General features: G+C 67.4%; 21 protein-coding genes. 16 read left to right on the top strand and 5 right to left on the bottom strand.

The features are described 5' to 3' along the window. Positions 1-49: 49 nt before the first annotated feature. The 10 genes from zapE (at position 50) to WC493_RS07970 (ending at position 12,730) form a co-directional block, all read left to right on the top strand. Positions 50-1,189, top strand: coding sequence for a cell division protein ZapE (zapE, locus tag WC493_RS08015; RefSeq protein ID WP_373064348.1), 1,140 nt, complete (start codon positions 50-52; stop codon positions 1,187-1,189). Positions 1,190-1,442: 253 nt separating this feature from the next. Continuing rightward, the gene (gene mdh, locus WC493_RS08010) at positions 1,443-2,465 is read left to right on the top strand and encodes a malate dehydrogenase (protein ID WP_373064346.1); all 1,023 of its coding nucleotides are present in this window, start codon (positions 1,443-1,445) and stop codon (positions 2,463-2,465) included. A 112-nt stretch (positions 2,466-2,577) separates the two neighbouring features. Further along, the gene (sucC, locus tag WC493_RS08005; protein ID WP_373064344.1) at positions 2,578-3,747 is read left to right on the top strand and encodes an ADP-forming succinate--CoA ligase subunit beta; all 1,170 of its coding nucleotides are present in this window, start codon (positions 2,578-2,580) and stop codon (positions 3,745-3,747) included. Then, on the top strand, positions 3,747-4,622 hold the full coding sequence (gene sucD / locus WC493_RS08000) for a succinate--CoA ligase subunit alpha (protein WP_373064342.1): 876 nt from the start codon (positions 3,747-3,749) through the stop codon (positions 4,620-4,622). Before sucC ends, sucD begins: the two co-directional genes overlap by 1 nt. Positions 4,623-4,945: 323 nt before the next feature. Beyond that, positions 4,946-7,867: a 2-oxoglutarate dehydrogenase E1 component gene (locus tag WC493_RS07995; RefSeq protein WP_373064340.1), complete on the top strand. Its 2,922-nt coding sequence runs from the start codon at positions 4,946-4,948 to the stop codon at positions 7,865-7,867. Between the two features lie 36 nt (positions 7,868-7,903). Then, on the top strand, positions 7,904-9,136 hold the full coding sequence (odhB, locus tag WC493_RS07990; RefSeq protein ID WP_373064338.1) for a 2-oxoglutarate dehydrogenase complex dihydrolipoyllysine-residue succinyltransferase: 1,233 nt from the start codon (positions 7,904-7,906) through the stop codon (positions 9,134-9,136). Between the two features lie 110 nt (positions 9,137-9,246). Further along, complete coding sequence (lpdA, locus tag WC493_RS07985) at positions 9,247-11,031, top strand: dihydrolipoyl dehydrogenase (protein ID WP_373064337.1); 1,785 nt, start codon at positions 9,247-9,249, stop codon at positions 11,029-11,031. Positions 11,032-11,033: 2 nt separating this feature from the next. Then, the gene (locus tag WC493_RS07980) at positions 11,034-11,582 is read left to right on the top strand and encodes a hypothetical protein (RefSeq protein WP_373064336.1); all 549 of its coding nucleotides are present in this window, start codon (positions 11,034-11,036) and stop codon (positions 11,580-11,582) included. Continuing rightward, entirely contained in the window at positions 11,582-12,022 is a 441-nt protein-coding gene (locus tag WC493_RS07975) for a hypothetical protein (RefSeq protein ID WP_373064335.1), read from the top strand. Before WC493_RS07980 ends, WC493_RS07975 begins: the two co-directional genes overlap by 1 nt. A 168-nt stretch (positions 12,023-12,190) precedes the next feature. Beyond that, a complete protein-coding gene (locus WC493_RS07970; RefSeq protein WP_373064333.1) occupies positions 12,191-12,730 on the top strand; it encodes a hypothetical protein in 540 nt (179 codons plus the stop codon). Between the two features lie 94 nt (positions 12,731-12,824). Here WC493_RS07970 and WC493_RS07965 read toward each other — a convergent pair whose 3' ends face one another. The 4 genes from WC493_RS07965 to fsa form a co-directional block, all read right to left on the bottom strand. Beyond that, positions 12,825-13,148 (bottom strand): hypothetical protein, encoded by a 324-nt coding sequence (locus WC493_RS07965; RefSeq protein ID WP_373064396.1) that lies wholly within the window; start codon positions 13,146-13,148, stop codon positions 12,825-12,827. A gap of 105 nt (positions 13,149-13,253) precedes the next feature. Then, positions 13,254-14,198, bottom strand: coding sequence for a tyrosine recombinase XerC (locus tag WC493_RS07960; RefSeq protein WP_373064331.1), 945 nt, complete (start codon positions 14,196-14,198; stop codon positions 13,254-13,256). 1 nt (position 14,199) lies between these two features. Continuing rightward, the gene (locus WC493_RS07955; protein WP_373064329.1) at positions 14,200-14,946 is read right to left on the bottom strand and encodes a DUF484 family protein; all 747 of its coding nucleotides are present in this window, start codon (positions 14,944-14,946) and stop codon (positions 14,200-14,202) included. Positions 14,947-14,951: 5 nt separating this feature from the next. Then, complete coding sequence (gene fsa / locus WC493_RS07950) at positions 14,952-15,608, bottom strand: fructose-6-phosphate aldolase (protein WP_373064327.1); 657 nt, start codon at positions 15,606-15,608, stop codon at positions 14,952-14,954. Between the two features lie 100 nt (positions 15,609-15,708). Here fsa and WC493_RS07945 point away from each other — a divergent pair, with 100 nt between their 5' ends. Both WC493_RS07945 and WC493_RS07940 read left to right on the top strand, forming a co-directional pair. After that, a complete protein-coding gene (locus WC493_RS07945) occupies positions 15,709-17,880 on the top strand; it encodes a primosomal protein N' (RefSeq protein ID WP_373064325.1) in 2,172 nt (723 codons plus the stop codon). Positions 17,881-17,902: 22 nt separating this feature from the next. Further along, a complete protein-coding gene (locus WC493_RS07940; RefSeq protein WP_373064323.1) occupies positions 17,903-18,355 on the top strand; it encodes an N-acetyltransferase family protein in 453 nt (150 codons plus the stop codon). 427 nt (positions 18,356-18,782) lie between these two features. Here WC493_RS07940 and WC493_RS07935 read toward each other — a convergent pair whose 3' ends face one another. Then, positions 18,783-19,004 carry a hypothetical protein gene (locus WC493_RS07935; RefSeq protein ID WP_373064321.1) on the bottom strand — a complete coding sequence of 74 codons (222 nt, stop codon included), beginning with the start codon at positions 19,002-19,004 and terminating at the stop codon, positions 18,783-18,785. A 310-nt stretch (positions 19,005-19,314) separates the two neighbouring features. On the opposite strand from WC493_RS07935, the gene WC493_RS07930 reads away from it, so the two are divergent. The 4 genes from WC493_RS07930 to atpD form a co-directional block, all read left to right on the top strand. Continuing rightward, entirely contained in the window at positions 19,315-19,875 is a 561-nt protein-coding gene (locus WC493_RS07930; protein ID WP_373064319.1) for a F0F1 ATP synthase subunit delta, read from the top strand. Beyond that, a complete protein-coding gene (atpA, locus tag WC493_RS07925) occupies positions 19,875-21,404 on the top strand; it encodes a F0F1 ATP synthase subunit alpha (RefSeq protein ID WP_373064317.1) in 1,530 nt (509 codons plus the stop codon). The genes WC493_RS07930 and atpA overlap by 1 nt, the downstream gene beginning before the upstream one ends. A gap of 25 nt (positions 21,405-21,429) precedes the next feature. Beyond that, positions 21,430-22,317 (top strand): F0F1 ATP synthase subunit gamma, encoded by an 888-nt coding sequence (locus tag WC493_RS07920; RefSeq protein ID WP_373064315.1) that lies wholly within the window; start codon positions 21,430-21,432, stop codon positions 22,315-22,317. 23 nt (positions 22,318-22,340) lie between these two features. Then, the coding region (atpD, locus tag WC493_RS07915) for a F0F1 ATP synthase subunit beta (RefSeq protein WP_373064313.1) at positions 22,341-23,567 on the top strand (1,227 nt) is incomplete at its 3' end.

Raw genomic sequence — 23,567 nt, 5'->3', positions numbered from 1 at the left:
AGGTGGAGGTCGGCATGGTGCGGGTGAGGTCTGACGGCGGGGTTGGGGCATGAGCGGCCCGCTGGATGCCTATGCCGCCCTGGTCGCCGAAGGCACGGTCGAATCCGATCCGGCCCAGCGCCTGGCGATCGAAAAGCTCGAAATCCTGCATCAGCGCCTGGCGCTCTGGACCCCGCCGGAGGCACGCGCCGCGCGCGGCCTGTTCGGCTGGCTGACCGGGTCACGCCGCAGCCACGAGGAACCGCCCCAGGGCCTCTATCTCTATGGCGGCGTCGGGCGCGGCAAATCCATGTTGATGGACCTGTTCTTCCGCGGCGCGCCCGTCGAGAAGAAGCGCCGCGTGCATTTCCACGCCTTCATGCAGGAGGTCCATGCCGCGATCAACGCCCACCGCCGCCTCTCCGACACGGAGCGGGCCAAGCGGGGCGGCGACGACCCGATCCCCGTGGTCGCGCGCGACATAGCAGGCGAGGCGCGCCTGCTTTGCTTCGACGAATTCCAGGTCACCGACGTCGCCGACGCCATGATCCTGAGCCGGCTGTTCCATGTCATGTGGCAGGAGCAGGTGGTGGTGGTCGCGACCTCCAACCGGGCGCCGCGCGAACTCTACATGGGCGGGCTCAACCGCCAGCTCTTCATCCCCTTCATCGACGAACTGGAGGCGACGCTGGACGTCCTCCACCTCGACGGCGCCCGGGACTGGCGCTTGGCCCGGCTGGCCGGCCACCGGGTCTATTTCACCCCCCTCGGCGCGGAAGCGCGCGCAGCGCTCGACGAGGCCTTCCTGGACCTGACCCGGGGGGCGGCACCGGCGCCCTGCGCGCTCGACGTCCAGGGCCGCAGCGTGGTCATTCCCAGGGCCGCCTATGGCGTCGCCCGGGCCAGTTTCAACGACCTCTGCGCCGCCGCCCTCGGCCCGGCCGACTATCTGGCGATCTCCCGCGCCTTCCACACCCTGGTGCTGGACGACATCCCGCACCTGACGCCCGAGAAACGGAACGAGGCGAAGCGCTTCGTCACCCTGGTCGACGCGCTCTACGAAGCCAAGGCCAAGCTGGTCTGCTCGGCCGCCGCCGGGCCGGACGACCTCTACCCCGAAGGCGACGGCGCCTTCGAATTCGAACGCACGGCGAGCCGCCTCAACGAGATGCAGTCGGACGACTATCTGGCCCTCGGCCACGGCGGCTGAGGCTCACTGGGTGTCGGCCGAAGGGCCGCGCGGACAGGCACTGCCGGTGACCGAAATCGACTCGTACCGCGGTGATTTTCTCGCCCTATGAATTATGGTCGCAATATAAAACCGATGATTTCAAATCGAAAGTCACTAGAAAATAGGCGGAGAGAGCCGTTTTCGGGCCTCCTTCGACCTTCGCGAACCTTGTGATGTGCGACAAATCGCGCTAATCAACGGCCCCGACAGTGATGGTGGGGAAGCCTGGGGTATGGCGCGCAACAAGATCGCCCTGATCGGGGGCGGACAGATCGGCGGGACGCTCGCCCTTCTGGCCGGCCTCAAAGAACTGGGTGACGTCGCGATCTTCGACATCCTGGACGGCGTTCCCCAGGGCAAGGCGCTGGATATCGCGGAAGCGTCCCCGGTGCTGGGCTTCGACGCCGTCCTCGGCGGGGCCAAGAGTTATTCCGTGATCCGCGGTGCCGACGTGGTGATCGTGACCGCCGGCGTGCCGCGCAAGCCGGGCATGAGCCGGGACGATCTCCTGGCGGTCAACGCCAAGGTGATGGCGGCGGCCGGCCACGCCATCAAGCGCTATGCGCCCGATGCCTTCGTCATCGTCATCACCAATCCGCTCGATGCCATGGTCTGGGCCTTGCAGAAGGCTTCGGGCCTGCCCGCGAACAAGGTGGTGGGCATGGCGGGCGTGCTCGATTCCGCCCGTTTCCGCTATTTCTTGGCCGAGGAATTCGGCGTCTCGGTCGAAGACGTGCGCGCCTTCGTGCTCGGCGGCCATGGCGACACCATGGTGCCCCTGATCCGCTATTCCTCGGTCGGTGGCATTCCCCTGACCGATCTCGTGAAGCTCGGCTGGACCACGCGGGCCCGGCTCGAGCAGATCGTCGAGCGGGTGCGCAACGGCGGCGCCGAGATCGTCGACCTGCTGAAGACCGGCTCTGCCTTCTACGCCCCCGCCGCGGCGGCGATCGAGATGGCCGACGCCTACCTCAAGGACAAGAAGCGAATCCTGCCCTGTGCGGCCCATCTCACGGGCCAATACGGGGTGAAAGACCTCTATGTCGGCGTGCCGGTGGTGATCGGTGCGAACGGCGTCGAGAAGGTGATCGAAATCGCCCTGAACGCGACCGAGAAGACGGCTTTCGAAAAGTCCGTCGAGGCGGTGCGTATCCTCGTCCAGGCGACCGCCAAGCTGGAGCCCGCCCTGGGCGCGCCGGCAGTGCGGGCGCCCGCGGCGAAGAAGGCGAAAACGGTCGCCAAGAAGCCCAAGTAAGGTTGTCAGGCCATGGCGGTTGCGCGACATCATCCCGGTGCTATAACAGCGGCGCCGCGCATCCATCACCGCTTGACAGCGGCCCTCCCCGGAAGCCAACCCAGGATGCCCCATGAACATCCATGAATATCAGGCCAAGGCTCTGCTGGCCAAATACGGTGTCGCCGTCCCCAAGGGCGGCGTCGCCTATACGCCCGACGAAGCCGAAAAGGTCGCTCGTGAACTGCCCGGCCCCGTCTGGGTCGTGAAGGCGCAGATCCATGCCGGCGGTCGCGGCAAGGCCGGCGGCGTCAAGGTCGTGAAGTCGATCGAAGACGTCAAGGCGGCCACCGCCAAGATGCTGGGCATGACCCTGGTGACGCACCAGACCGGCCCGCAGGGCAAGGAAGTGAAGCGCGTCTACATCGAAGACGGCTCCAAGATCGCCCGCGAGCTCTATCTGGCCGCCCTGCTCGACCGCAAGTCGGGCCGCATCGCCTTCATCGCCTCGACCGAAGGCGGCATGGACATCGAAGCGGTCGCCCACGAAACCCCGGAAAAGATCCTGGGCCTGCCGGTCGATCCCGCCTGCGGCATCCAGGCCTTCCACGGCCGCCGCATCGCCTATGCCCTGAAGCTTCAGGACAAGCAGGTCGGCGCCTGCGTGAAGCTGGTGCAGGCGATCTACAAGGCGATGATCGAGACCGACGCCTCGCTGCTCGAGATCAACCCCCTGGTGGTGACCGAGGCCGGCGACCTGATCGCCCTCGACGCCAAGGTGAACTTCGACGACAACGCCCTGTTCCGTCACAAGGACATCCAGGAACTGCGCGATCCGGACGAAGAAGATCCGATGGAACGCGAAGCGGCCAAGCACGAGCTGTCCTATGTGAAGCTCGACGGCAACATCGGCTGCATGGTGAACGGCGCCGGCCTCGCCATGGCGACCATGGACATCATCAAGCTCTACGGCGGCGAGCCGGCGAACTTCCTCGACGTGGGCGGCGGTGCGACGCGCGAGCGCGTCACCGAAGCCTTCAAGATCATCCTCTCGGATCCGAACGTCGAAGGCATCCTGGTCAACATCTTCGGCGGCATCATGCGCTGCGACGTGATCGCCGAAGGCGTGATCGCGGCGGCCCGCGAAGTGTCGCTCTCGGTGCCGCTGGTCGTCCGCCTGGCCGGCACCAACGTCGAACTCGGCAAGAAGCTGCTGGCCGAGTCCGGTCTCCCCATCACCTCTGGCGACGATCTGGCCGATGCGGCCGCGAAGGTCGTCAAGGCCGTGAAGGAAGCTGCCTGATGTCCGTCCTCGTCAACAAAGACACCAAGGTCATCTGCCAGGGCTTCACCGGCGCGCAGGGTACCTTCCACTCCGAACAGGCGATCGCCTACGGCACCAAGATGGTCGGCGGCGTCACCCCGGGCAAGGGCGGCACCACCCACCTCGGCCTGCCGGTGTTCGACACCGTGGCCCAGGCGGTCGAAGGCACCGGCGCCAATGCTTCGGTGATCTACGTCCCGCCGCCGTTCGCGGCCGACGCGATCCTCGAGGCGATCGACGCCGAAGTGCCGCTGATCGTCACCATCACCGAAGGCATTCCGGTGCTCGACATGGTGAAGGTGAAGCGTGCCCTGACCGGTTCCAAGAGCCGGCTGATCGGGCCGAACTGCCCGGGCGTCATCACCCCTGGCGAATGCAAGATCGGCATCATGCCGGGTCACATCCACCAGCGCGGCAAGGTCGGCATCGTGTCCCGTTCGGGCACCCTGACCTATGAGGCGGTGGCGCAGACCACGGCGGCCGGCCTCGGCCAGTCGACCTGCATCGGCATCGGCGGCGACCCCGTCAACGGCACCAACTTCGTCGACAGCCTGGAACTCTTCCTGGCCGACCCGGAGACCGAGTCGATCATCATGATCGGCGAGATCGGCGGCGACGCCGAGGTGATGGGCGCCGAGTTCCTGAAGGCCAACAAGGTGAAGAAGCCCACGGTGGGCTTCATCGCCGGCCGTACCGCCCCTCCGGGCCGTCGCATGGGCCATGCCGGTGCGGTCATCTCGGGCGGCAACGATACGGCGGACTTCAAGGTGGAAGCGCTGAAGTCGGCCGGCATCCGCGTCGCGGATTCGCCCGCCGCCCTGGGCACCACCCTGGTCGACCTGCTGCGCGGTTGAGCCTGTGGCCGGCAGCAATGCCGGCCCTGCATGTCTCGGCGGGCGGCGCCTTGTTGCGTGCCGCCCTCCGGCGTCTAGAGTATTCACCGCCATTGGTCTAAGAGGGCCGAAGGCGGGTTGATTCAGCCGGCGGAACGGCCAATTTTAGGGCGCGCGACTCGTCGGGGGGATCCCCCACGATCCAGGGCCGCGTCACCCCGGCCGCCAGGCCGTGCGGGTCAAGGATTCAGTACCCGGTGCGTTAAAGGGAGACCACCGGCGGTTCAGTCAACGGCTTCGCGGCCAAGCAGAGAGAGCGGCCCAACAGGCCGCACTTGACGGACATGACGACCCAACTCGACGAACTTTCGTTCCTCAACGGCGCCAATGGTGCCTTCATCGAGGATCTTCTCGCCCGCTTCCAGAAGGATCCCAATTCGGTCGATCCCTCGTGGGCGCAATATTTCTCGGCCCTCGGCGAAAAGCTGAACGGGCCGACCCAGCCGAGCTGGAAGCGTGCCGACTGGCCGCTGGTGCCCAAGGGCCTCGACGACGACGAGAAGCCGGCGGCGCCCAAGGCCAAGAGCGAGGCCAAGCCGAAGGCGGAAGCCGCCCCGGCGCCCGCCCCGGCGGACATCCGCGCCGCGACGCTCGATTCCGTCCGCGCGATCATGCTGATCCGCGCCTATCGCATCCGCGGCCACCTGAAGGCCAATCTCGATCCCCTCGGCCTCGAGCCGCCGAAGCCCCATCCGGAGCTGGATCCCGAGACCTACGGCTTCACCGAAGCCGACATGGACCGGCCGATCTTCCTCGATTACGTGCTGGGCCTCGAAACCGCGACCATGCGCGAGATCCTGGCGATCCTGCGCCGGACCTATTGCTCGACGATCGGCGTTGAATTCATGCATATCTCCGATCCGGCCGAAAAGGCCTGGATCCAGGAGCGCATCGAAGGCCGCGAGAAGGAGATCAGCTTCACCCTCGAGGGCAAGAAGGCGATCCTGAACAAGCTCGTGGAAGCCGAAGGTTTCGAGCATTTCCTGAACAAGCGCTTCACCGGCACCAAGCGCTTCGGCCTCGACGGTGGCGAAGCGCTGATCCCGGCGATGGAAGGCATCATCAAGCGCGCCGGTAACCTCGGCTGCAACGAGATCGTGCTCGGCATGGCCCACCGCGGCCGCCTGAACGTGCTCGCCAACGTGATGAGCAAGCCCTATATCGCGATCTTCTCGGAATTCCAGGGTGGCTCGGCCAATCCCGACGATGTCCAGGGTTCGGGTGACGTGAAGTATCACCTCGGTACCTCGTCCGACCGCGAATTCGACGGCAACAAGGTCCACCTGTCGCTGGCGGCCAACCCCTCCCACCTTGAGATCGTCGATCCCGTGGTGATCGGCAAGGCGCGCGCCAAGCAGTGGCAGAAGGGCGATACCGACCGCATCCAGGTGATGCCGATCCTGCTCCATGGCGACGCCGCCTTCGCGGGCCAGGGCGTGGTCGCGGAATGCTTCGGCCTCTCGGGCCTCCGCGGCTATCGCACCGGCGGCACGATCCACATCATCGTGAACAACCAGATCGGTTTCACCACCGCCCCGCACTTCTCGCGTTCCTCGCCCTATCCGTCGGACATGGCGAAGATGGTGGCGGCGCCGATCTTCCACGTGAACGGTGACGATCCGGAAGCCGTCTGCCACGTCGCCAAGGTGGCGACGGAATATCGCCAGAAGTTCCACAAGGACGTGGTGATCGACCTCTTCTGCTATCGCCGCTTCGGTCACAACGAGACCGACGAGCCGATGTTCACCCAGCCGCTGATGTATTCGAAGATCGGCAGCCATCCGACCGTGCGCGAGATCTACGCCAAGCGCCTGGTCGAGGAGGGGGTCGTGACCGCGGCCGAGGCCGAGGCGATGAACTCCAGCTTCTACGCCAAGCTGGACGGCGATCTCGAAGCCTCCAAGCAGTACAAGCCGAACAAGGCCGACTGGCTGGAAGGCCGCTGGGCCGGGCTCCAGGTCGCGCGCGGCGACGTCCGCCGTGGCGAGACCGACGAGTCGATGAAGACCCTGAAGGAAATCGGCGAGGTCCTGACCACGATCCCCGAAGGCTTCACGCCGCACCGGACGCTGCGCCGCGTGCTCGACGCCAAGAAGAAGATGTTCGAGACGGGCGAGGGCTTCGACTGGGCGACGGCCGAAGCGCTGGCCTTCGGCACCCTGCTGCAGGAAGGCATCCACGTCCGCCTGTCCGGCCAGGACTCGGGCCGCGGCACCTTCTCGCAGCGCCACGCCGTCTGGGTCGACCAGGCCGGCGAAGACCGCTACATGCCGCTGCAGAATCTGGGGCCGGAGGCGTCGAGTTTCGAGGTCCACGATTCGATGCTGTCGGAAGCCGCCGTGCTCGGCTTCGAATACGGCTACTCGATGGCCGAACCCAACGCCCTCGTGCTGTGGGAAGCGCAGTTCGGCGACTTCGCCAACGGCGCCCAGGTGGTGTTCGACCAGTTCATCGCCTCGGGCGAGTCGAAGTGGCTGCGCATGTCGGGCCTGGTCTGCCTGCTGCCGCACGGCTTCGAAGGCCAGGGGCCGGAACATTCCTCGGCCCGGCTGGAGCGCTACCTCCAGCTCTGCGCCGAAGACAACATGCAGGTCGCCAACTGCACCACGCCGGCCAATTATTTCCACATCCTGCGCCGGCAGATCCACCGCAAGTTCCGCAAGCCGCTGATCATGATGACGCCGAAGTCGCTGCTGCGGCATCCCAAGGCGGTCTCCAGCCTGGCGGAAATGGGCCCCGGCACTTCGTTCCACCGCGTGCTCGAGGACGATTTCGACCCCAAGGCCGAATTCCCCAAGATCACCGGCGACTTCCGCCTGGCCAAGGATTCCGCGATCGAGCGCGTCGTCATGTGCACCGGCAAGGTCTATTACGACCTGCTGGCCGAGCGTGAGAAGCGCAAGCTCGAGAATGTCTATATCGCCCGCGTCGAGCAGCTCTATCCCTTCCCGGCCAAGACCCTGGTCAACCTGCTGCAGCGCTTCCCCAAGGCGGATGTGGTGTGGTGCCAGGAAGAGCCGAAGAACATGGGCGCCTGGTTCTTCGTCGAGCCCTGGATCGAATGGGTGATCAACAAGGCGCGCGGCACCAAGGGCATCCGCCCGGCCTATGCCGGCCGTTCGGCCGCGGCTTCGCCCGCGACCGGCCTGCTGCGCAAGCATGTCGAAGAACAGAACAAGCTGGTCGGCGACGCGCTGACTGTCTGAGAACCAACTGATCTGGAACGCCGAAGAGGCTGAAGAATGACGATCGAACTCAAGGTCCCGACGCTCGGTGAATCCGTCACCGAGGCGACCATCGGCAAGTGGTTCCGCAACGTCGGCGAAGCCGTCAAGAAGGACGAGGCGCTGGTCGAACTCGAGACCGACAAGGTCGCGGTCGAGGTCAACGCGCCGGAATCGGGCGTGCTGACGCGGATCGATGCCAAGCCGGGCGACACCGTCACGATCGGCCAGATCCTCGGCGCGATCGAGGAAGGCGCCACCGCCACCGCCAAGCCGGCGGCCCCGGCGGCGGCTCCCGCCCCGGCGCCCGCACCGGCTCCGGCCCCCGTCGCGGCGCCTGCGCCGGCCCCCGTCGCCGCCCCCGTGGTGGCCGGCGGTGCCGAGCCGGGTCCGGCGGCGCGCAAGCTGATCGCCGAATCCGGCCTTCCGGCCGCCGCCATCCCGGCGACCGGCCCGGGCGGCCGCATCACCAAGGGCGACGTGCTGGCCGCGATCGCCAATCCGCCCGCCGCCGCCCCGGCACCCAAGGCGCTGCCGCCCCGGCCCGAGGATCCGCGCGAAGAGCGCGTGAAGATGACCCGGCTGCGCAAGCGCATCGCCGAACGCCTGAAGGACGCGCAGAACACCGCGGCCATGCTGACCACCTTCAACGAGGTGGACATGACGGCCCTGATGGAAGCGCGCGCCCAGTACAAGGACCTCTTCGAGAAGAAGCACGGCGTGAAGATGGGCTTCATGTCCTTCTTCGTGAAGGCGGCGGTGCAGGCGCTGAAGGAAGTCCCGGCGGTCAACGCCGAGATCTACGGCGACGAGATCGTCTACAAGAACTATTACGACATCTCGGTCGCGGTCTCCTCGCCGAGCGGCCTCGTCGTTCCGGTCGTGCGTGACGCCGACAAGCTCGGCTTCCACGAGATCGAGAAGGAAATCGCCCGCCTCGGCACCAAGGCCCGCGACGGCAAGCTCGCCATCGAGGACATGCAGGGCGGCACCTTCACCATTTCGAACGGCGGCGTCTTCGGCTCGCTGATGTCGACCCCGATCATCAACCCGCCGCAGTCCGCGATCCTGGGCATGCACAAGATCCAGGACCGCCCGATGGTAGTGAACAAGCAGATCGTCGCGCGTCCCATGATGTATCTGGCGGTGTCCTACGATCACCGCCTGGTCGACGGGCGCGAGGCGGTGACCTTCCTCGTCCGCATCAAGGAGGCGATCGAGGATCCGTCGCGCCTGCTGTTCGGCGTCTGATCGCTCAGTAACCCTGGCCGTTCCTCGACAGGCTCGGAACGGTAAAGGTTTCAATCCGCCCCCACCCCGAGCTTGTCGAAGGGTGGGGGTTTGCATTCGAGGCAGGACCCATGACCATCGAACTGAAAGTGCCGGCGCTCGGCGAATCCATTACCGAAGCCACCGTCGGCGCCTGGAGCAAGCGCGTCGGCGAGTCGGTTAAGAAGGACGAGGTCCTGGTCTCGCTCGAAACCGACAAGGTCGCGGTCGAGGTTTCGGCGCCGTCGGCCGGCGTGCTCGCGACGATCGCGGTGAAGCAGGGCGACACGGTGACCATCGGCCAGGTGCTCGGCACCATCGACGAGACCGGCAAGGCCGCCGGTGCCGCCGCTGCGGCGAAGCCGGTCGAGCCCGCGCCCAACGTCGTCGTCTCGGCCCCGGCGCCGAAGCCGGCGCCCGCCCCGGTGCCGGCGGCTCCCGCCGTCGCCGCCAATATCGCCCCCGTCTCGGGTGAGGATGCCTTCGATCTCGTCATCATCGGCGGCGGCCCGGCCGGTTACACGGCGGCGATCCGCGCGGGCCAGCTCGGCTTCAAGACCGCGATCGTCGAGAAGCGCGGCACGTTGGGCGGCACCTGCCTCAACGTCGGCTGCATCCCCTCGAAGGCGCTGCTGCATGCGACCGAACTCTATGACGAGGCCCAGCACGGCTTCGCCAAGTTCGGCATCAAGGCGGACGGCGTCTCGGTCGACCTCGACGCCATGATGGCCCATAAGGCAAAGGTGGTCGGCGAGCTGACCAAGGGCATCGAGTTCCTGATGCGGAAGAACAAGGTGACCTATCTGGTCGGCACCGCCCGCTTCGCCGGACCGGACACGATCGAGGTCGAAGCGAACGACGGCGCCAAGCGCATGATCAAGGCGGCGCGCAGCCTGATCGCCACCGGCTCCGACGTCTCGACCCTGCCCGGCATCACCATCGACGAGAAGACCGTGGTCTCCTCGACCGGCGCCCTGTCGCTGGCCAAGGTGCCGAAGAAGCTGATCGTGATCGGCGGCGGCGTCATCGGCCTCGAGCTCGGCTCGGTCTGGCGCCGCCTCGGCGCCGAAGTGACGGTGGTCGAATTCCTCGACCGCATCACGCCCAATCTGGACGGCGAAATTTCCAAGAATTTCCAGCGCATCCTGGGCAAGCAGGGCTTCGAGTTCATACTCTCGCACAAGGTGACGGGCGTGAAGCCGGGCAAGAAGGGCGCCACCGTCACGGTGGAGCCGGTCGCCGGCGGCGACGCCAAGACGCTGGAAGCCGATGTCGTCCTGGTCGCGGTCGGCCGCCGGCCCTATACCGACGGCCTGAACCTGACCGCGGCCGGGGTCGAAGTCGGCCCGCGCGGCTTCATTCCGGTCAATGACCACTACGCCACCAACGTGCCCCACATCTATGCCGTGGGTGACGTCATCGGTGGCCTGATGCTCGCCCACAAGGCGGAGGAAGAGGGCGTCGCGGCGGTCGAGATCATGGCCGGCCAGCACGGCCATGTGAATTACGATGCCATCCCGGGCGTCGTCTACACCATGCCGGAAGTGGCCAATGTCGGCTTCTCGGAAGAGGACCTGAAGAAGGCCGGCGTCGCCTACAAGATCGGCAAGTTCCCCTTCACCGCCAATGCCCGCGCCAAGGCCAACGCCCAGACCGAAGGCTTCGTGAAGATCATCGCCGATGCCGCCACGGACCGCATCCTGGGCGCCCATATCATCGGCGCCGATGCCGGCAACATGATCGCCGAAGTGGTCACCGCGATCGAATTCGGCGGTGCCGCCGAGGACCTGGGCCGGACCAGCCACGCCCATCCGACCGAGATGGAAGCGATCCGCGAAGCCGCCCTCGGCGTCGACGGCCGCATCCGTCAGATGTGATCATGAGCGACCGGCAGTCCGACCAAGGAGGGCAGGGCGCCGGTCGCCCGAACGGCGCCGGGCAGAACGGCGGGGCGGAGATCATCCCGTTCCGCCGCCCGGCCCGGCCGCCCGCGCCGAAGCCGCCCGGCCGCGGCCCGGTGATCGGCCCGCGCAGCAAGCTCCAGCGCAAGCTCCGCCTCGCCGAAGCCTTTGCCTTCGGCCTGTTCTTCTCCCTCGTCACCTTCCTGCTCGAGCCGCCGCTGGCGGCCTTGCCCTTCGCCGGCCTCGGCTTCGCGCTGGCGGCCAGCCTCTGGTTCGCCATCTCCCCCCGGCGCGGCAGCATCGACAATGGCACGGTGATCGTCGCGGCCCTGGCCGCCGCCCTCACCGGCTGGCTCGGCTATGCCGCGATCAAGAGCGTGGTGGCCGGCGGCGGTCTGCTCACGGTCTTTTCCACTTTCGTGAGCGGCCTCTCCTATGCCGTGGTGGTGGCCTGGCCGGTGGGGATCGCGGCGGGATTGATCGTGCGCCGCCTTTCCGCGCAGTGGCGGCCGCAAGGGCGCGGATGATGGCGGTCTTGATCCGGGTCCTGGCCGCGGCGGTCTTCGGGTTGCTCGGCGGCGGGCTCTGCCTCCTGGCGCTCCAGGTCTTTCCGGGTTTCGCCCTCGCGCTCCAGGATGTCGAGCTGCCGACGGTGACCGCCTGCGTCGCGGGCGGCGTGATCGGCTGGTTCCTGGTCGCCGGGCCGACCGGCGTGCCGACGCCGCTCCGGGGGGCCGCCGCCGGTGCCGTCGCCGCGGTGATCGCCGATCCGCTGGCCGTCGCCTTCGTCAGCCTGGCCGCGGACAAGACCCAGACCGAACCCCTGAGTGCCGCCGGCTTCCTCGTCCTCTCCGCCGTCGGCTTGGTCGAGACCGGGCCGGTCTCGCTGCCGGTCGCGGTGCTGACCGGCGCCTTCTACGCCCTGCTGCTCGGCCTTCTGTTGCGCGACCGGCTGAGGGGCCGCTGATCGGGCACAGTGAAGCCGGCCACAGCCGGCCCCTTCGCCGTGTTCGCCCTGGTGCTGACCCAATGCCGGTGGCGGTCGGCGCCGCCCTCCTCTATGCACTGGCGAGCTGTCTTCGGCGGTGAAGCACATCATTGTCCGGGCCTCGGCCGCGGTGCCAGACTGTGGCCCATGACCAGACACGCTCATCTCCTCGAAGCTCTGGGGTTTGCCGTCCTGGGCCTGCTGCTGATCGGCATCGCCACCTTGCCCTCGGTGCTGGCGCGGCCCTGCTCCATGCCCTCGCCACGAGACTACCCTGAAGCGATGACGCGCCTCGGCTTCGCCCTGGAAACGGTCGGCTTCGCCATGCTGGCAGCAGCGGTCGCCGCCCCCATCGGCCTGAGCGGCGATCCCTGGATACCGGGCTGGCTCGCCCTGGTCGCCGCCCTCGGTGCAGCGCCGGCCTGGGCCTTGATGATCCCACGGCTGGGCGCGGTCCGCCCGCAGCGGGCGGCACTGGCCGGGGCTGCCGCGGTCGCCGCTGCCGATGTCCTGGGCCTGCTGCTGCTCGCCCTCGCCACGAGACCCGAGGAGCCCGGCGCGTCGTTTTGGGAGGGTGCGGCCGATTTTGCCTCATTCCCCCTGCTGATCGCCTGCCTGGCTGTCCTGCCGTTGGGCGCCGGGGCGGCGCTGCTCTACGCCGCCGTGACGAGGTTGTGGCGCCGATAGGCGGATGAACATGACGCGCCTCGATGCCGCTCGTCCACCCTTTAAGCAAGAAATCATCGTGGAAAAAATTGTAACTGCTCTGTCCGCAATATCTTTAGAAATATATTATGAATTCCGACAAATCACGCCCTGTGGGGCGCCGCCCTATTGGATTTCCGTCTCTCCTAAGATATTCGAGTTCGAAAATTTTTCCTTCTTTTACATGAAGGAGAATTTCTATGATGAATCCGTCTATGTCGCTGGCTTGTGCCTCGACGGCCACATTTTGGATATAGGGCAATTCTGCGGATTCTGCCGTTGGTCGGAGATGAAAACGCAAAATCGTTTCGTCGTCATTTATTGCTTCGACGCGGCAACCTGACATTTGATCGAGAAATCGGTCGGCGCCGGAAACATTCCGTGCCAATAAAACTTCCATCAAATCGATTTCATCTGCCGTCAGGGGGCGATCCATTTCTTGCCCTTTTTCAAATCGAGAGAACGATCCTCGGCCCGTTTCCCCTCGGGTCGCTCCGCGGCGCCGTCAATCCCCGCCGCGTGCCCGCGGGTGGGCGTCGGCATAGGCTGCGAGCAGGCGGGCGGTGTCGACTTCGGTATAGCGCTGGGTGGTCGACAGGCTGGCGTGGCCGAGCAGTTCCTGGATGGTGCGGAGGTCGCCGCCGGCGCCGAGCAGGTGGGTGGCGAAGGAATGGCGGAGCGCATGGGGGGTGGCGTCCGCCGGCAGGTTCAGGGCGCCGCGCAAGGCTTCCATGGAACGCTGGACGATGCGGGGCGAGAGCGGCCCGCCCTTGGCGCCGACGAAGAGCGGATCGTCCTTGGCCAGGCGATAGGGGCATTGGCGGAGATAGGCCTCGACCGCATCGGCGACCGCGGGCAGCACGGGGACGAGACGTTCCTTGTTGCCCTTGCCGGTGATGCGCAGCGTCTGGCCGAGCGGCGCGGCACCGCGGCGGAGCGAGAGCGCTTCCGAAATGCGGAGGCCACAGCCGTAGAGCAGGGCGAGCACCGCCTCGTCCCGCGCCGCGATCCAGGGCTCGGCGGCCAGCGCCCCGGCATCTTCGACCGCGGCCAGGGCGGCGTCGCGGGAGAGCGGGCGCGGCACGCCGTGCGGCAGTTTGGGCGCCTTGGTCGCCAGGGCGGCGGCATTGTGGCCGAGGCCCCGGCGGTCGAGGAAGCGGAAGAAACTGCGCAGGCCGGAAAGGCCCCGGGCACTGGTGGCGGCGGCGATACCCTCGCCCCGGCGCCGGGCCTGGAAGGCGCGGAAATCGCGCGGGCCGAGGGCGGCCAGGGCGGCGAGATCGGGCGGGGTGCCCAGATGCTCGGCCAGGAAGTTCAGGAATTGGCGAAGGTCGCGGCCGTAACTGTCGACCGTATGGGCGGAGGCGCGGCGCTCGCTGCCCAGGTGGCGCACCCAGGCGGCGAAAGCCGCCTGGACGTCGGGCGCCGCGGGCAGGGCGGCGCCCTCCATCCTATTGGTTCCGGCGCAGCCAGAGCTGCAGCAGCCGCTCGACCGAGAGGCCGAGGAAGCCGAGCAGTTCCGAACCCTGGCCGGCCTCGTATTTGGTCGCCTCGCGGCTGCCCAGCGCGAGCAGGCCGAGGGGGGCTGCGTCGCCGAGATCGAGGCGAGCCAGCGCATGGCTCTCGATCAGGCCGGCGGCGGGGCCGAAGACGGTGCCGTCGTCCGGCCGCTCGCCCGCCAGGCGCACGGTCTTGCCGGGGCCGAGCAGGGCGTCGATCGTGCCTTCGGGCAGGACGTGGAGGTTCTGCACGCTGGGCCGGCCGTCGCCTTCGCTGCCCTCGACGCAGAGAGTGACGACGTCGATGCCGAGGGCCGGCGCCAGCTCCTGGGTGATGACATGCACCAGATGTTCGAGGTTCTCCGCCTCCATCAGCATCAGCACCGCCTCGTGGACCAGGGCCTGGGCCGAGACATTGGCCCGGGCGGCGGTCAGCACTTCGGCCTGGAACTGGCGCAGGCGCTCGTTCTCGCTGCGCAGGCGCTGGACCTGCATGCGCTGGAAATCGATCACCCGCTCGCCGTCCGTCCCGTTCTGCCCCGGCAGGGTCTGGCGGGTCAGCACGTCGACATGCTTGGCCAGGAAGGCCGGATGGGCGTCGAGATAGTCGCACACCTCGGTCGCCGTGGTGCGATGCTTCGGCGTCGGTTTCTCCGGCGCCGGAAGTTCCGCCTTGGCGTCCGGCTGTTCGGGAGCCATGGCAGTTACAACACGCTCTGGCCGGTCTTGGCCCAGTCGGCCAGGAAGGCTTCGAGGCCGCGGTCGGTCAGCGGATGGCTGGCCAGCGCGCGCAGCACGGAAGGCGGCAGGGTGGCGACGTCGGCGCCCATCTTGGCGGCGTCGATGACATGGCGCGGATGGCGCACGGAAGCGACCAGGATCTCGGTCTTCAGGGCGTCGTAATTGTCGTAGATCTGGCGGATCTCGGAGATGAGCTCCATGCCGTCGGTCGCGATGTCGTCGAGCCTTCCGACGAAGGGCGAGATGAAGGTGGCGCCCGCCTTGGCCGCCAGCAGGGCCTGGGCCGGCGAGAAGCAGAGGGTGACATTGACCATGATGCCGTCGTCCGACAGCGCCTTGCAGGCCTTGAGGCCGGGCCAGGTCAGCGGCACCTTCACCGCGACATTGTCGGCGATCTTGGCGAGCTTGCGGCCTTCGACCAGCATGGTTTCGAAGTCGGTCGCGGTCACTTCGGCCGACACGGGGCCGGCGACCACTTCGCAGATTTCGGCGATCACGTCGAGGAAGTTGCGCCCGGATTTGGCGATCAGGCTGGGGTTGGTGGTCACGCCGTCGACCATGCCGGTGGCTGCCAGATCCTTGATGTCGCGCAGTTCGGCGGTGTCGATAAAGAATTTCATGAAGTCGGTTTCCGCTGGATGTTGCGATGATGCAAAAGGTGCACAGCGGGCGAATCGACAGACCGTCGACGCCCCAGCCCCGTTCCTGCCATCATAGACCATGAGCCCGCCAGCGCGCATTCCCGTTCTCGTCCCCGCCCCCTTCGCCGGCCCGCTCGACTATGCGCCGCCGGCCGGTGGCGGGGTGCCGGCGCCGGGCAGTTTCGTCGACGTCCCGCTGGGGCCGCGGCGGGTCACCGGCGTGGTCTGGGACGGGGCGGGGGAGGGGGTTCTGCCGGCCGCCCGGCTCCGCCCCGTCGCCTCGGTGCTGGAAGTCGCGCCGATGCGGGCGGCGGCGCGCCGCTTCCTCGACTGGATGGCGCATTACACCATGGCGCCGCCCGGCCTGGTGCTGAAGCTCTTCACCAATGCCGCCAATGCGGAAGCGCCGGCCCCCGCCGTCGGCTATGCACCGACCGGGCAGGAGGCCGGGCGGATGACGCCGGCGCGCCGCCGCGTGCTCGATTTCCTGGCGGCCGAAGGTCCGGCCCCGGCGGCCGAGATCCTGCGCGCGGCCGAAGCCAGTTCCGGCGTGCTGCGCGGCCTGGTCGACTCGGGCGTGCTGAAGCCGGTCGAACTGGAAGCGGGGCGTGTCGCCTTGCCCGATCCCGATTTCGCCGTGCCCGCCCTCTCGGCCGACCAGGCTGCGGCGGCGGGTGCCCTGGTCGAAGCGGTCCAGGCAGCGCGCTATCAGGCCGTCCTGCTCGACGGCGTCACCGGCTCGGGCAAGACCGAAGTCTATATGGAGGCGATCGCGGCCGCCTTGCGCAGCGGCGGCCAGGCCCTGGTGCTGCTCCCTGAAATCGCCCTGACTGCGGGCTTGATCGAGCGTTTCGCCGGGCGTTTCGGCGTCGCCCCCGCGGTCTGGCATTCCGACCTCGGCCCGGGCGCCCGGAAACGGGTCTGGCGCGCGGTCGCGGCCGGTGAGCAGCGCCTGGTGGTGGGGGCGCGCTCGGCGCTGTTCCTGCCCTTCGCGGCGCTCCGCCTGATCGTGGTCGACGAGGAGCACGACCAGGGCTTCAAGCAGGACGACGGTGTCGCCTATCACGGCCGCGACATGGCGGTGGTGCGCGCCACCCTGGAGCCCTGTCCGATCGTGCTGGCCTCCGCCACGCCGAGCCTGGAGACGCTCGCCAATGTCGAGGCCGGGCGTTACGGCCACCTCCGCCTGGCCGAGCGCCACGGCGGCGCCCTGATGCCGCGGATCGAGTGTATCGACTTGCGCGAGGCGCCGCCGGAGCGCGGCCGCTTCCTCTCGCCCGTGCTGACCCGCGCCATGGCGGAGACCATCGTGCGGGGCGAGCAGTGCCTGCTGTTCCTCAATCGCCGCGGCTATGCCCCGCTGACCCTGTGCCGGCACTGCGGCCACCGCATCGAATGTCCCAATTGCTCGACCTGGCTGGTCGAGCACAAGAGCCAGCGGCGCCTGATGTGCCACCATTGCGGCCATGTCGAGCCGACGCCGAGCCATTGTCCCGAATGCGGCGAAGCCGACAGCCTGGTCCCCTGCGGCCCGGGGGTCGAGCGGATCGACGAGGAAGTGGCCGATATCATGCCCCAGGCCCGGCGCCTGACCCTGGCGTCGGACACGCTGGGCAGCCCCGCCGCCCTGGCCGAAGCCTTCGACGCCATCGCGGCGCGGGAGGTCGACGTGGTGATCGGCACCCAGATCGTCGCCAAGGGACATCATTTTCCCTATCTCACCCTGGTCGGCGTGGTCGATGCCGACCTCGGCCTCGAAGGCGGCGACCTCCGGGCGGGCGAGCGGATCTTCCAGCTCACCACCCAGGTGGTCGGCCGCGCCGGGCGGGCGGAACGGCCGGGCCTCGCCTATCTGCAGACCTACGATCCGCAGGCGGGCGTGATCCGGGCGATCGTGAAGAGCGACCGCGACGGTTTCGTCGCCGCCGAACAGGCGTCGCGGAAACGCCACGCCATGCCGCCTTACGGCCGCCTGGTGGCGCTGATCCTCTCCGGTCCCGACCAGGCGGAGGTGATGGCGATCGGCCGCCACCTGGCCCGCACCGCGCCCCAGGGGATCGAGGGTTTCGACGTCCTCGGCCCGGCGCCCGCGCCCTTGAGCCTGCTCCGCAACCGCTACCGCGTGCGCCTGCTCGTCCGCGCGCCGCGCAAGCTCAACGTCCAGGCCGTGCTGCGCCCCTGGCTCGACGCCCAGGCGATCCCGGCCCGGGTGCGGCTCCAGGTCGATGTCGATCCCTATAATTTCCTGTGATCGCCTCTGAGAGGAGAGACGCTTGTCCCAGCAGATACCGACGATTCGCGAAGCCGCTGCCGGCGACGAAGCCGCCTGGCGCCGACTTTGGAGCGATTATTGCGCCTTCTACAAGGCGAGCGTGGCGGAAGCGGTGACCGCGACCACCTGGGCCCGGATCGTCGATCCAATGGCGCCCGTGCTCGCCCGCCTGGCCGAGGTCGAGGGCCGGGTGGTGGCATTCGCCGTCTGCGTCGTCCATGCCCGCACCTGGTCGATCGAGCCGATCCTCTATCTCGAAGATCTCTTCGTCGATCCCGCTGTCCGCGGCCGGAACGTCGGCCATGCCCTGATCGAAGATCTCCTGGCGCTCTGCAAGGCGCGCGGCTTCGGCCAGCTCTATTGGCATACGGAGGGTGACAACACCCGGGCGCGCCGCCTCTACGACCGATTCCGGCCGGCGGACGGTTATGTCCGCTATCGGCTGGACGCCTGACGTCCCGCTTCTGTGGGGGCTGGATCGAAAAAACCAGGCTCGCCGCTTTCCTCGTCGATTTTTACCACAACCTCGTCATGCCCGGGACGAGCCCACGGCTGTCCGGTCGAGCTGAAAATCACTGTGGCAGGCCAGGAAGCGGGCGGGATTTGCCCCCGCGCATCGACCGGGAAACAACCCTCTATCGTCATGGCCGTGCTTGACACGGCCGTCCACGAGAACACCGAGCCGGGCGGAGAGGCGTGGATCGCCGGGTCGAGCCCGGCGATGACGATCAAAGGTTGTCGTTAGCAGTAATGTCGCTATCCGATTTCCTAAACCGGACAGCCTTGGATCGAGCCCGGCCATGACGGTCGAGAGGGGGGAGAGAACACCCGACTCCGCCGACCGGATGGCCAGAGCCGCAGGCCGGGCGTTCGGAGAGCGTCTAGGCCGCTTCCCCCTGCCGGTCCCTGAAGCCCTGGAGAAAGGCGTCGCGCTGCCAGCGATTCTCGAACAGGCGGGCGGCATAGGGCTCGGCCCCGCCGGTGGTCTGGACGAAGGCCGCCATGGTCCGCTCGTGGAGGGCGGCGGCGCCGTAGCCCGCCAGATAGGCGCCCAGAATTTCGCCTGAGATGGCGTCACTCATCGCTTCCAGCTTGAAATCCATCGCGACCTCCCGTGGAATGCCTGCCGGCGTTATCGCCCCAGGTGTCTTTGCGCGCATCGCTCAAATGGCGGTCCCCGGTCTCCGCAGGCCGGCTAGACCATGGTCGAAAGAGCGGCCATTTTTCCGCCGCATTTCGCACCTTAGACCAATTTGACGCGGCCCTTACGGTTGCGGCGCGTCATGGCCTGTGGTACGAGACGCCTGCTTCAGCGGACGGGGGTCGTGCGCGCTCTTGGTGCGCCACTCATCGTTCTGTGATTTCAACGGCTTAGAGGTGGCCCCTGCGGGGCGGCTGCCGGGGGCAAGGGTCTTGGCAACCTCATCATCGATCGTCGCGCAAATTGGCGGCCGCTATGCCGGCGCCCTGTTCGATCTGTCGAAGGAGCGCGGCGTCCTCGATGCCGTCGCCGGCGACCTGAACACGATCGCGGCGCTGATCGCCGAGTCGGCCGATCTCGCGGCCTTCCTGCGCAGCCCGCTGCGCAAGCCGGCGGAACTGGTGCGGGGCATGAAGGCCCTGCTGTCGGCGGCCGGCATCGGGCCTTTCGCCACTCATTTCACCCTGCTGCTGGCCAAGAACGGGCGCCTCTTCGCGCTGCCCGCGGCCATCGGCATCTATCGTGAGCTGCTGGCCAAGGAGCGCGGCGAAGTGACGGCCCATGTCGTCTCCGCCGAACCCCTGAGCTTCGAGCAGGATCAGCAGCTCAAAGCGGAATTGTCTCGCCTCGTCGGCAAGACTGTCATGATCGACGCCAAGGTCGATCAAAGCCTCCTCGGCGGCCTCGTGGTGCGGGTTGGTTCGCGCCAGATCGACGGCAGCCTCAAGACCAAGCTCGACCGCCTGGCGGTCGCCATGAAGGGGAATGCATAATGGACCTCCGGGCCGCAGAGATTTCCGCAGTCCTCAAGGATCAGATCGCCAATTTCGGCGCGGAAGCCGAAACTACCGAGGTCGGTCAGGTCCTTTCCGTCGGTGACGGTGTCGCCCGCGTCTATGGGCTGGACGGCGTCCAGGCCGGCGAAATGGTCGAATTCCCCGGCGGCATCAAGGGTATGGCGCTGAACCTCGAAGCCGACAACGTCGGTATCGTGATCTTCGGCAACGACCGTTCGATCAAGGAAGGCGACGTCGTCAAGCGGACCGGCACCATCGTGGACGTGCCCGTGGGCCGTGGCCTGCTCGGCCGCGTGGTCGACGGTCTCGGCAACCCGATCGACGGCAAGGGTCCCCTCGTCGACGTCACCCGTTCGCGCGTCGAAGTGAAGGCCCCGGGCATCATTCCGCGCCAGGGCGTGCACGAGCCGATGCAGACCGGCCTGAAGGCGATCGACAGCCTGGTGCCCGTCGGCCGCGGCCAGCGCGAGCTGATCATCGGCGACCGTCAGACCGGCAAGACCGCCGTCGCGATCGACACCTTCATCAACCAGAAGCCGATCAACCAGGGCACGGACGAGTCGAAGAAGCTTTATTGCATCTACGTCGCCATCGGCCAGAAGCGTTCGACCGTCGCCCAGATCGTGAAGATGCTGGAAGACAACGGCGCGCTGGAATATTCGATCGTGGTCGCCGCGACCGCGTCCGAGCCGGCCCCGCTGCAGTTCCTGGCGCCCTACACCGGCTGCACCATGGGCGAGTTCTTCCGCGACAACGGCATGCATGCCCTGATCGTCTATGACGATCTGTCCAAGCAGGCCGTCGCCTATCGCCAGATGTCCCTGCTGCTGCGCCGTCCGCCGGGCCGCGAAGCCTACCCGGGCGACGTCTTCTACCTGCACAGCCGCCTGCTGGAGCGCGCCGCCAAGATGTCGGACGCCAATGGCGCCGGCTCGCTGACCGCGCTGCCGGTCATCGAGACCCAGGCCGGCGACGTCTCCGCCTATATCCCGACCAACGTGATCTCGATCACCGACGGCCAGATCTTCCTCGAGACCAACCTGTTCTATCAGGGCATCCGTCCGGCCATCAACGTCGGCCTGTCGGTGTCCCGCGTCGGTTCCGCCGCGCAGATCAAGGCGATGAAGCAGGTCGCGGGCTCGATCAAGCTGGAGCTGGCGCAGTACCGCGAAATGGCGGCCTTCGCCCAGTTCGGTTCGGACCTCGACGCCGCGACCCAGCGCCTGCTGAACCGCGGTGCCCGCCTGACCGAGCTTCTGAAGCAGCCCCAGTTCTCGCCGCTCGCGGTCGAAGAGCAGGTCTGCTCGATCTTCGCCGGTGTGAAGGGCTATCTCGACAAGCTGGCGGTCAGCAAGGTGGGCGACTTCGAAAAGGCGCTGCTCGACGAGCTGCGCACCAAGAATGCCGACATCCTGGCGACGATCCGGACCGAGAAGGCGCTGTCGAAGGAAACCGAGGCCAAGCTGGCCGCGGTGACCGACGCCGTCGCCAAGCGCTTCGCCTGACCCGGCAACCTGAGGGACAGCCGCCATGGCGAGCCTTAAGGACTTGAAGCTGCGCATCAACAGCGTCAAGTCGACCCAGAAGATCACCAAGGCCATGAAGATGGTCGCGGCGTCCAAACTGCGCCGTGCCCAGGAAGCGGCCGAGGCGGCCCGTCCCTATGCCGCGCGCATGGAACAGGTGCTGGCCTCGCTCGCGGCCGGCGTCACCATGACCGACGACATGCCCAAGCTGCTCACCGGTACGGGCAAGGACCAGGTTCAGCTCCTGGTCGTCGCCACGGCGGAACGCGGCCTCTGCGGCGGCTTCAACTCGTCCATCGTCCGCCTGGCGCGGCAGCGCATCCAGGCGCTGCAGGCCGAAGGCAAGACGGTGAAGATCCTCTGCGTCGGCCGCAAGGGCCGGGACGCACTGCGCCGCGACTTCGCCTCGCTGATCATCGACACGGTCGAGGTCGCGGGCGGCATCCGCAAGCAGGGCTTCCCGATCGCGGACCGCATCGCGGCCAAGATCTTCGCGCTCTACGATGCCGGCGAATTCGATGTCGCGACGGTGTTCTACGCCCGCTTCAAGAGCGTGATCGCCCAGATCCCGACGGCGCAGCAGATCGTGCCGGCGGCCCTGCCCGAACCGGGCGAAGCCGGGCTGGACCTCAAGGGTGCGGTCTTCACCTTCGAGCCGGGCGAGGAGGAAATCCTCGAAGCCCTGCTGCCGCGCAACGTCGCGGTGCAGATCTACCGGGCCCTGCTCGAGAATGCGGCCTCGGAAGAGGGCTCCCGCATGAGCGCCATGGACAATGCGACCCGCAACGCGGGCGACATGATCAACCGTCTGACGCTGACCTACAACCGGACCCGTCAGGCCGCGATCACCAAGGAACTGATCGAAATTATCTCGGGCGCCGAGGCGCTCTGAGGCAGGAATAGGAAGAGGCGGAAATGGCTATGCTGACGGGTCGCATTACCCAGATCATCGGTGCGGTGGTGGACGTCGAGTTCGACGACCAGCTGCCCGCGATCCTGAACGCGCTGGAGACCACCAACCACGGCAACCGCCTGGTGCTGGAAGTGGCCCAGCACCTCGGCCAGTCCAATGTGCGCTGCATCGCCATGGACACGACCGACGGCCTGGTGCGCGGCCAGACGGTGACCGACACCGGTTCGCCGATCACCGTGCCGGTGGGCAACGAAGTGCTCGGCCGCATCCTGAACGTGATCGGCGAACCGATCGACGAACGCGGCCCGATCGGCAACAAGCTGAGCGCGCCCATTCATGCGCCGTCGCCCGACTTCACCGAACAGTCGACCGAAGCCCAGGTGCTCGTCACCGGCATCAAGGTCGTCGACCTGCTGGCGCCTTACGCCCGCGGCGGTAAGATCGGCCTGTTCGGCGGCGCCGGCGTGGGCAAGACCGTGCTCATCCAGGAGCTGATCAACAACATCGCCAAGGCCCACGGCGGCTTCTCGGTCTTCGCCGGTGTCGGCGAGCGGACCCGCGAAGGCAACGATCTGTACCACGAATTCGTCGAAGCCAAGGTCATCGACCTGGACGGCCCGAATTCCAAGGTGGCGCTGGTTTACGGCCAGATGAACGAGCCGCCGGGCGCCCGCGCCCGCGTCGCCCTGACCGGCCTGACCATGGCGGAATATTTCCGCGACGAGCAGGGTCAGGACGTGCTGTTCTTCGTCGACAACATCTTCCGCTTCACCCAGGCGGGTTCGGAAGTGTCGGCGCTGCTCGGCCGTATCCCGTCAGCGGTGGGCTATCAGCCGACCCTGGCGACCGAGATGGGCAACCTGCAGGAACGCATCACCACGACGTCCAAGGGCTCGATTACCTCGGTGCAGGCGATTTACGTGCCGGCCGACGACTTGACCGACCCGGCGCCGGCGACCTCCTTCGCCCACCTGGACGCCACCACCGTGCTGTCGCGCCAGATCGCCGAGCTGGGCATCTACCCGGCGGTGGATCCGCTCGACTCGACCTCGCGCATTCTCGATCCGCGCGTCGTCGGCCAGGAGCACTATGAGACGGCCCGTAAGGTCCAGTCGATCCTGCAGCAGTACAAGTCGCTGCAGGACATCATCGCGATCCTGGGCATGGACGAACTGTCGGAAGAAGACAAGCTGACCGTCGCCCGCGCCCGCAAGATCCAGCGTTTCCTG

It is taken from the genome of Zavarzinia sp., from assembly GCF_041650655.1.
Classification (GTDB): Bacteria; Pseudomonadota; Alphaproteobacteria; order Zavarziniales; family Zavarziniaceae; genus Zavarzinia.
This window is presented reverse-complemented; position numbering and strand designations above follow the sequence as displayed.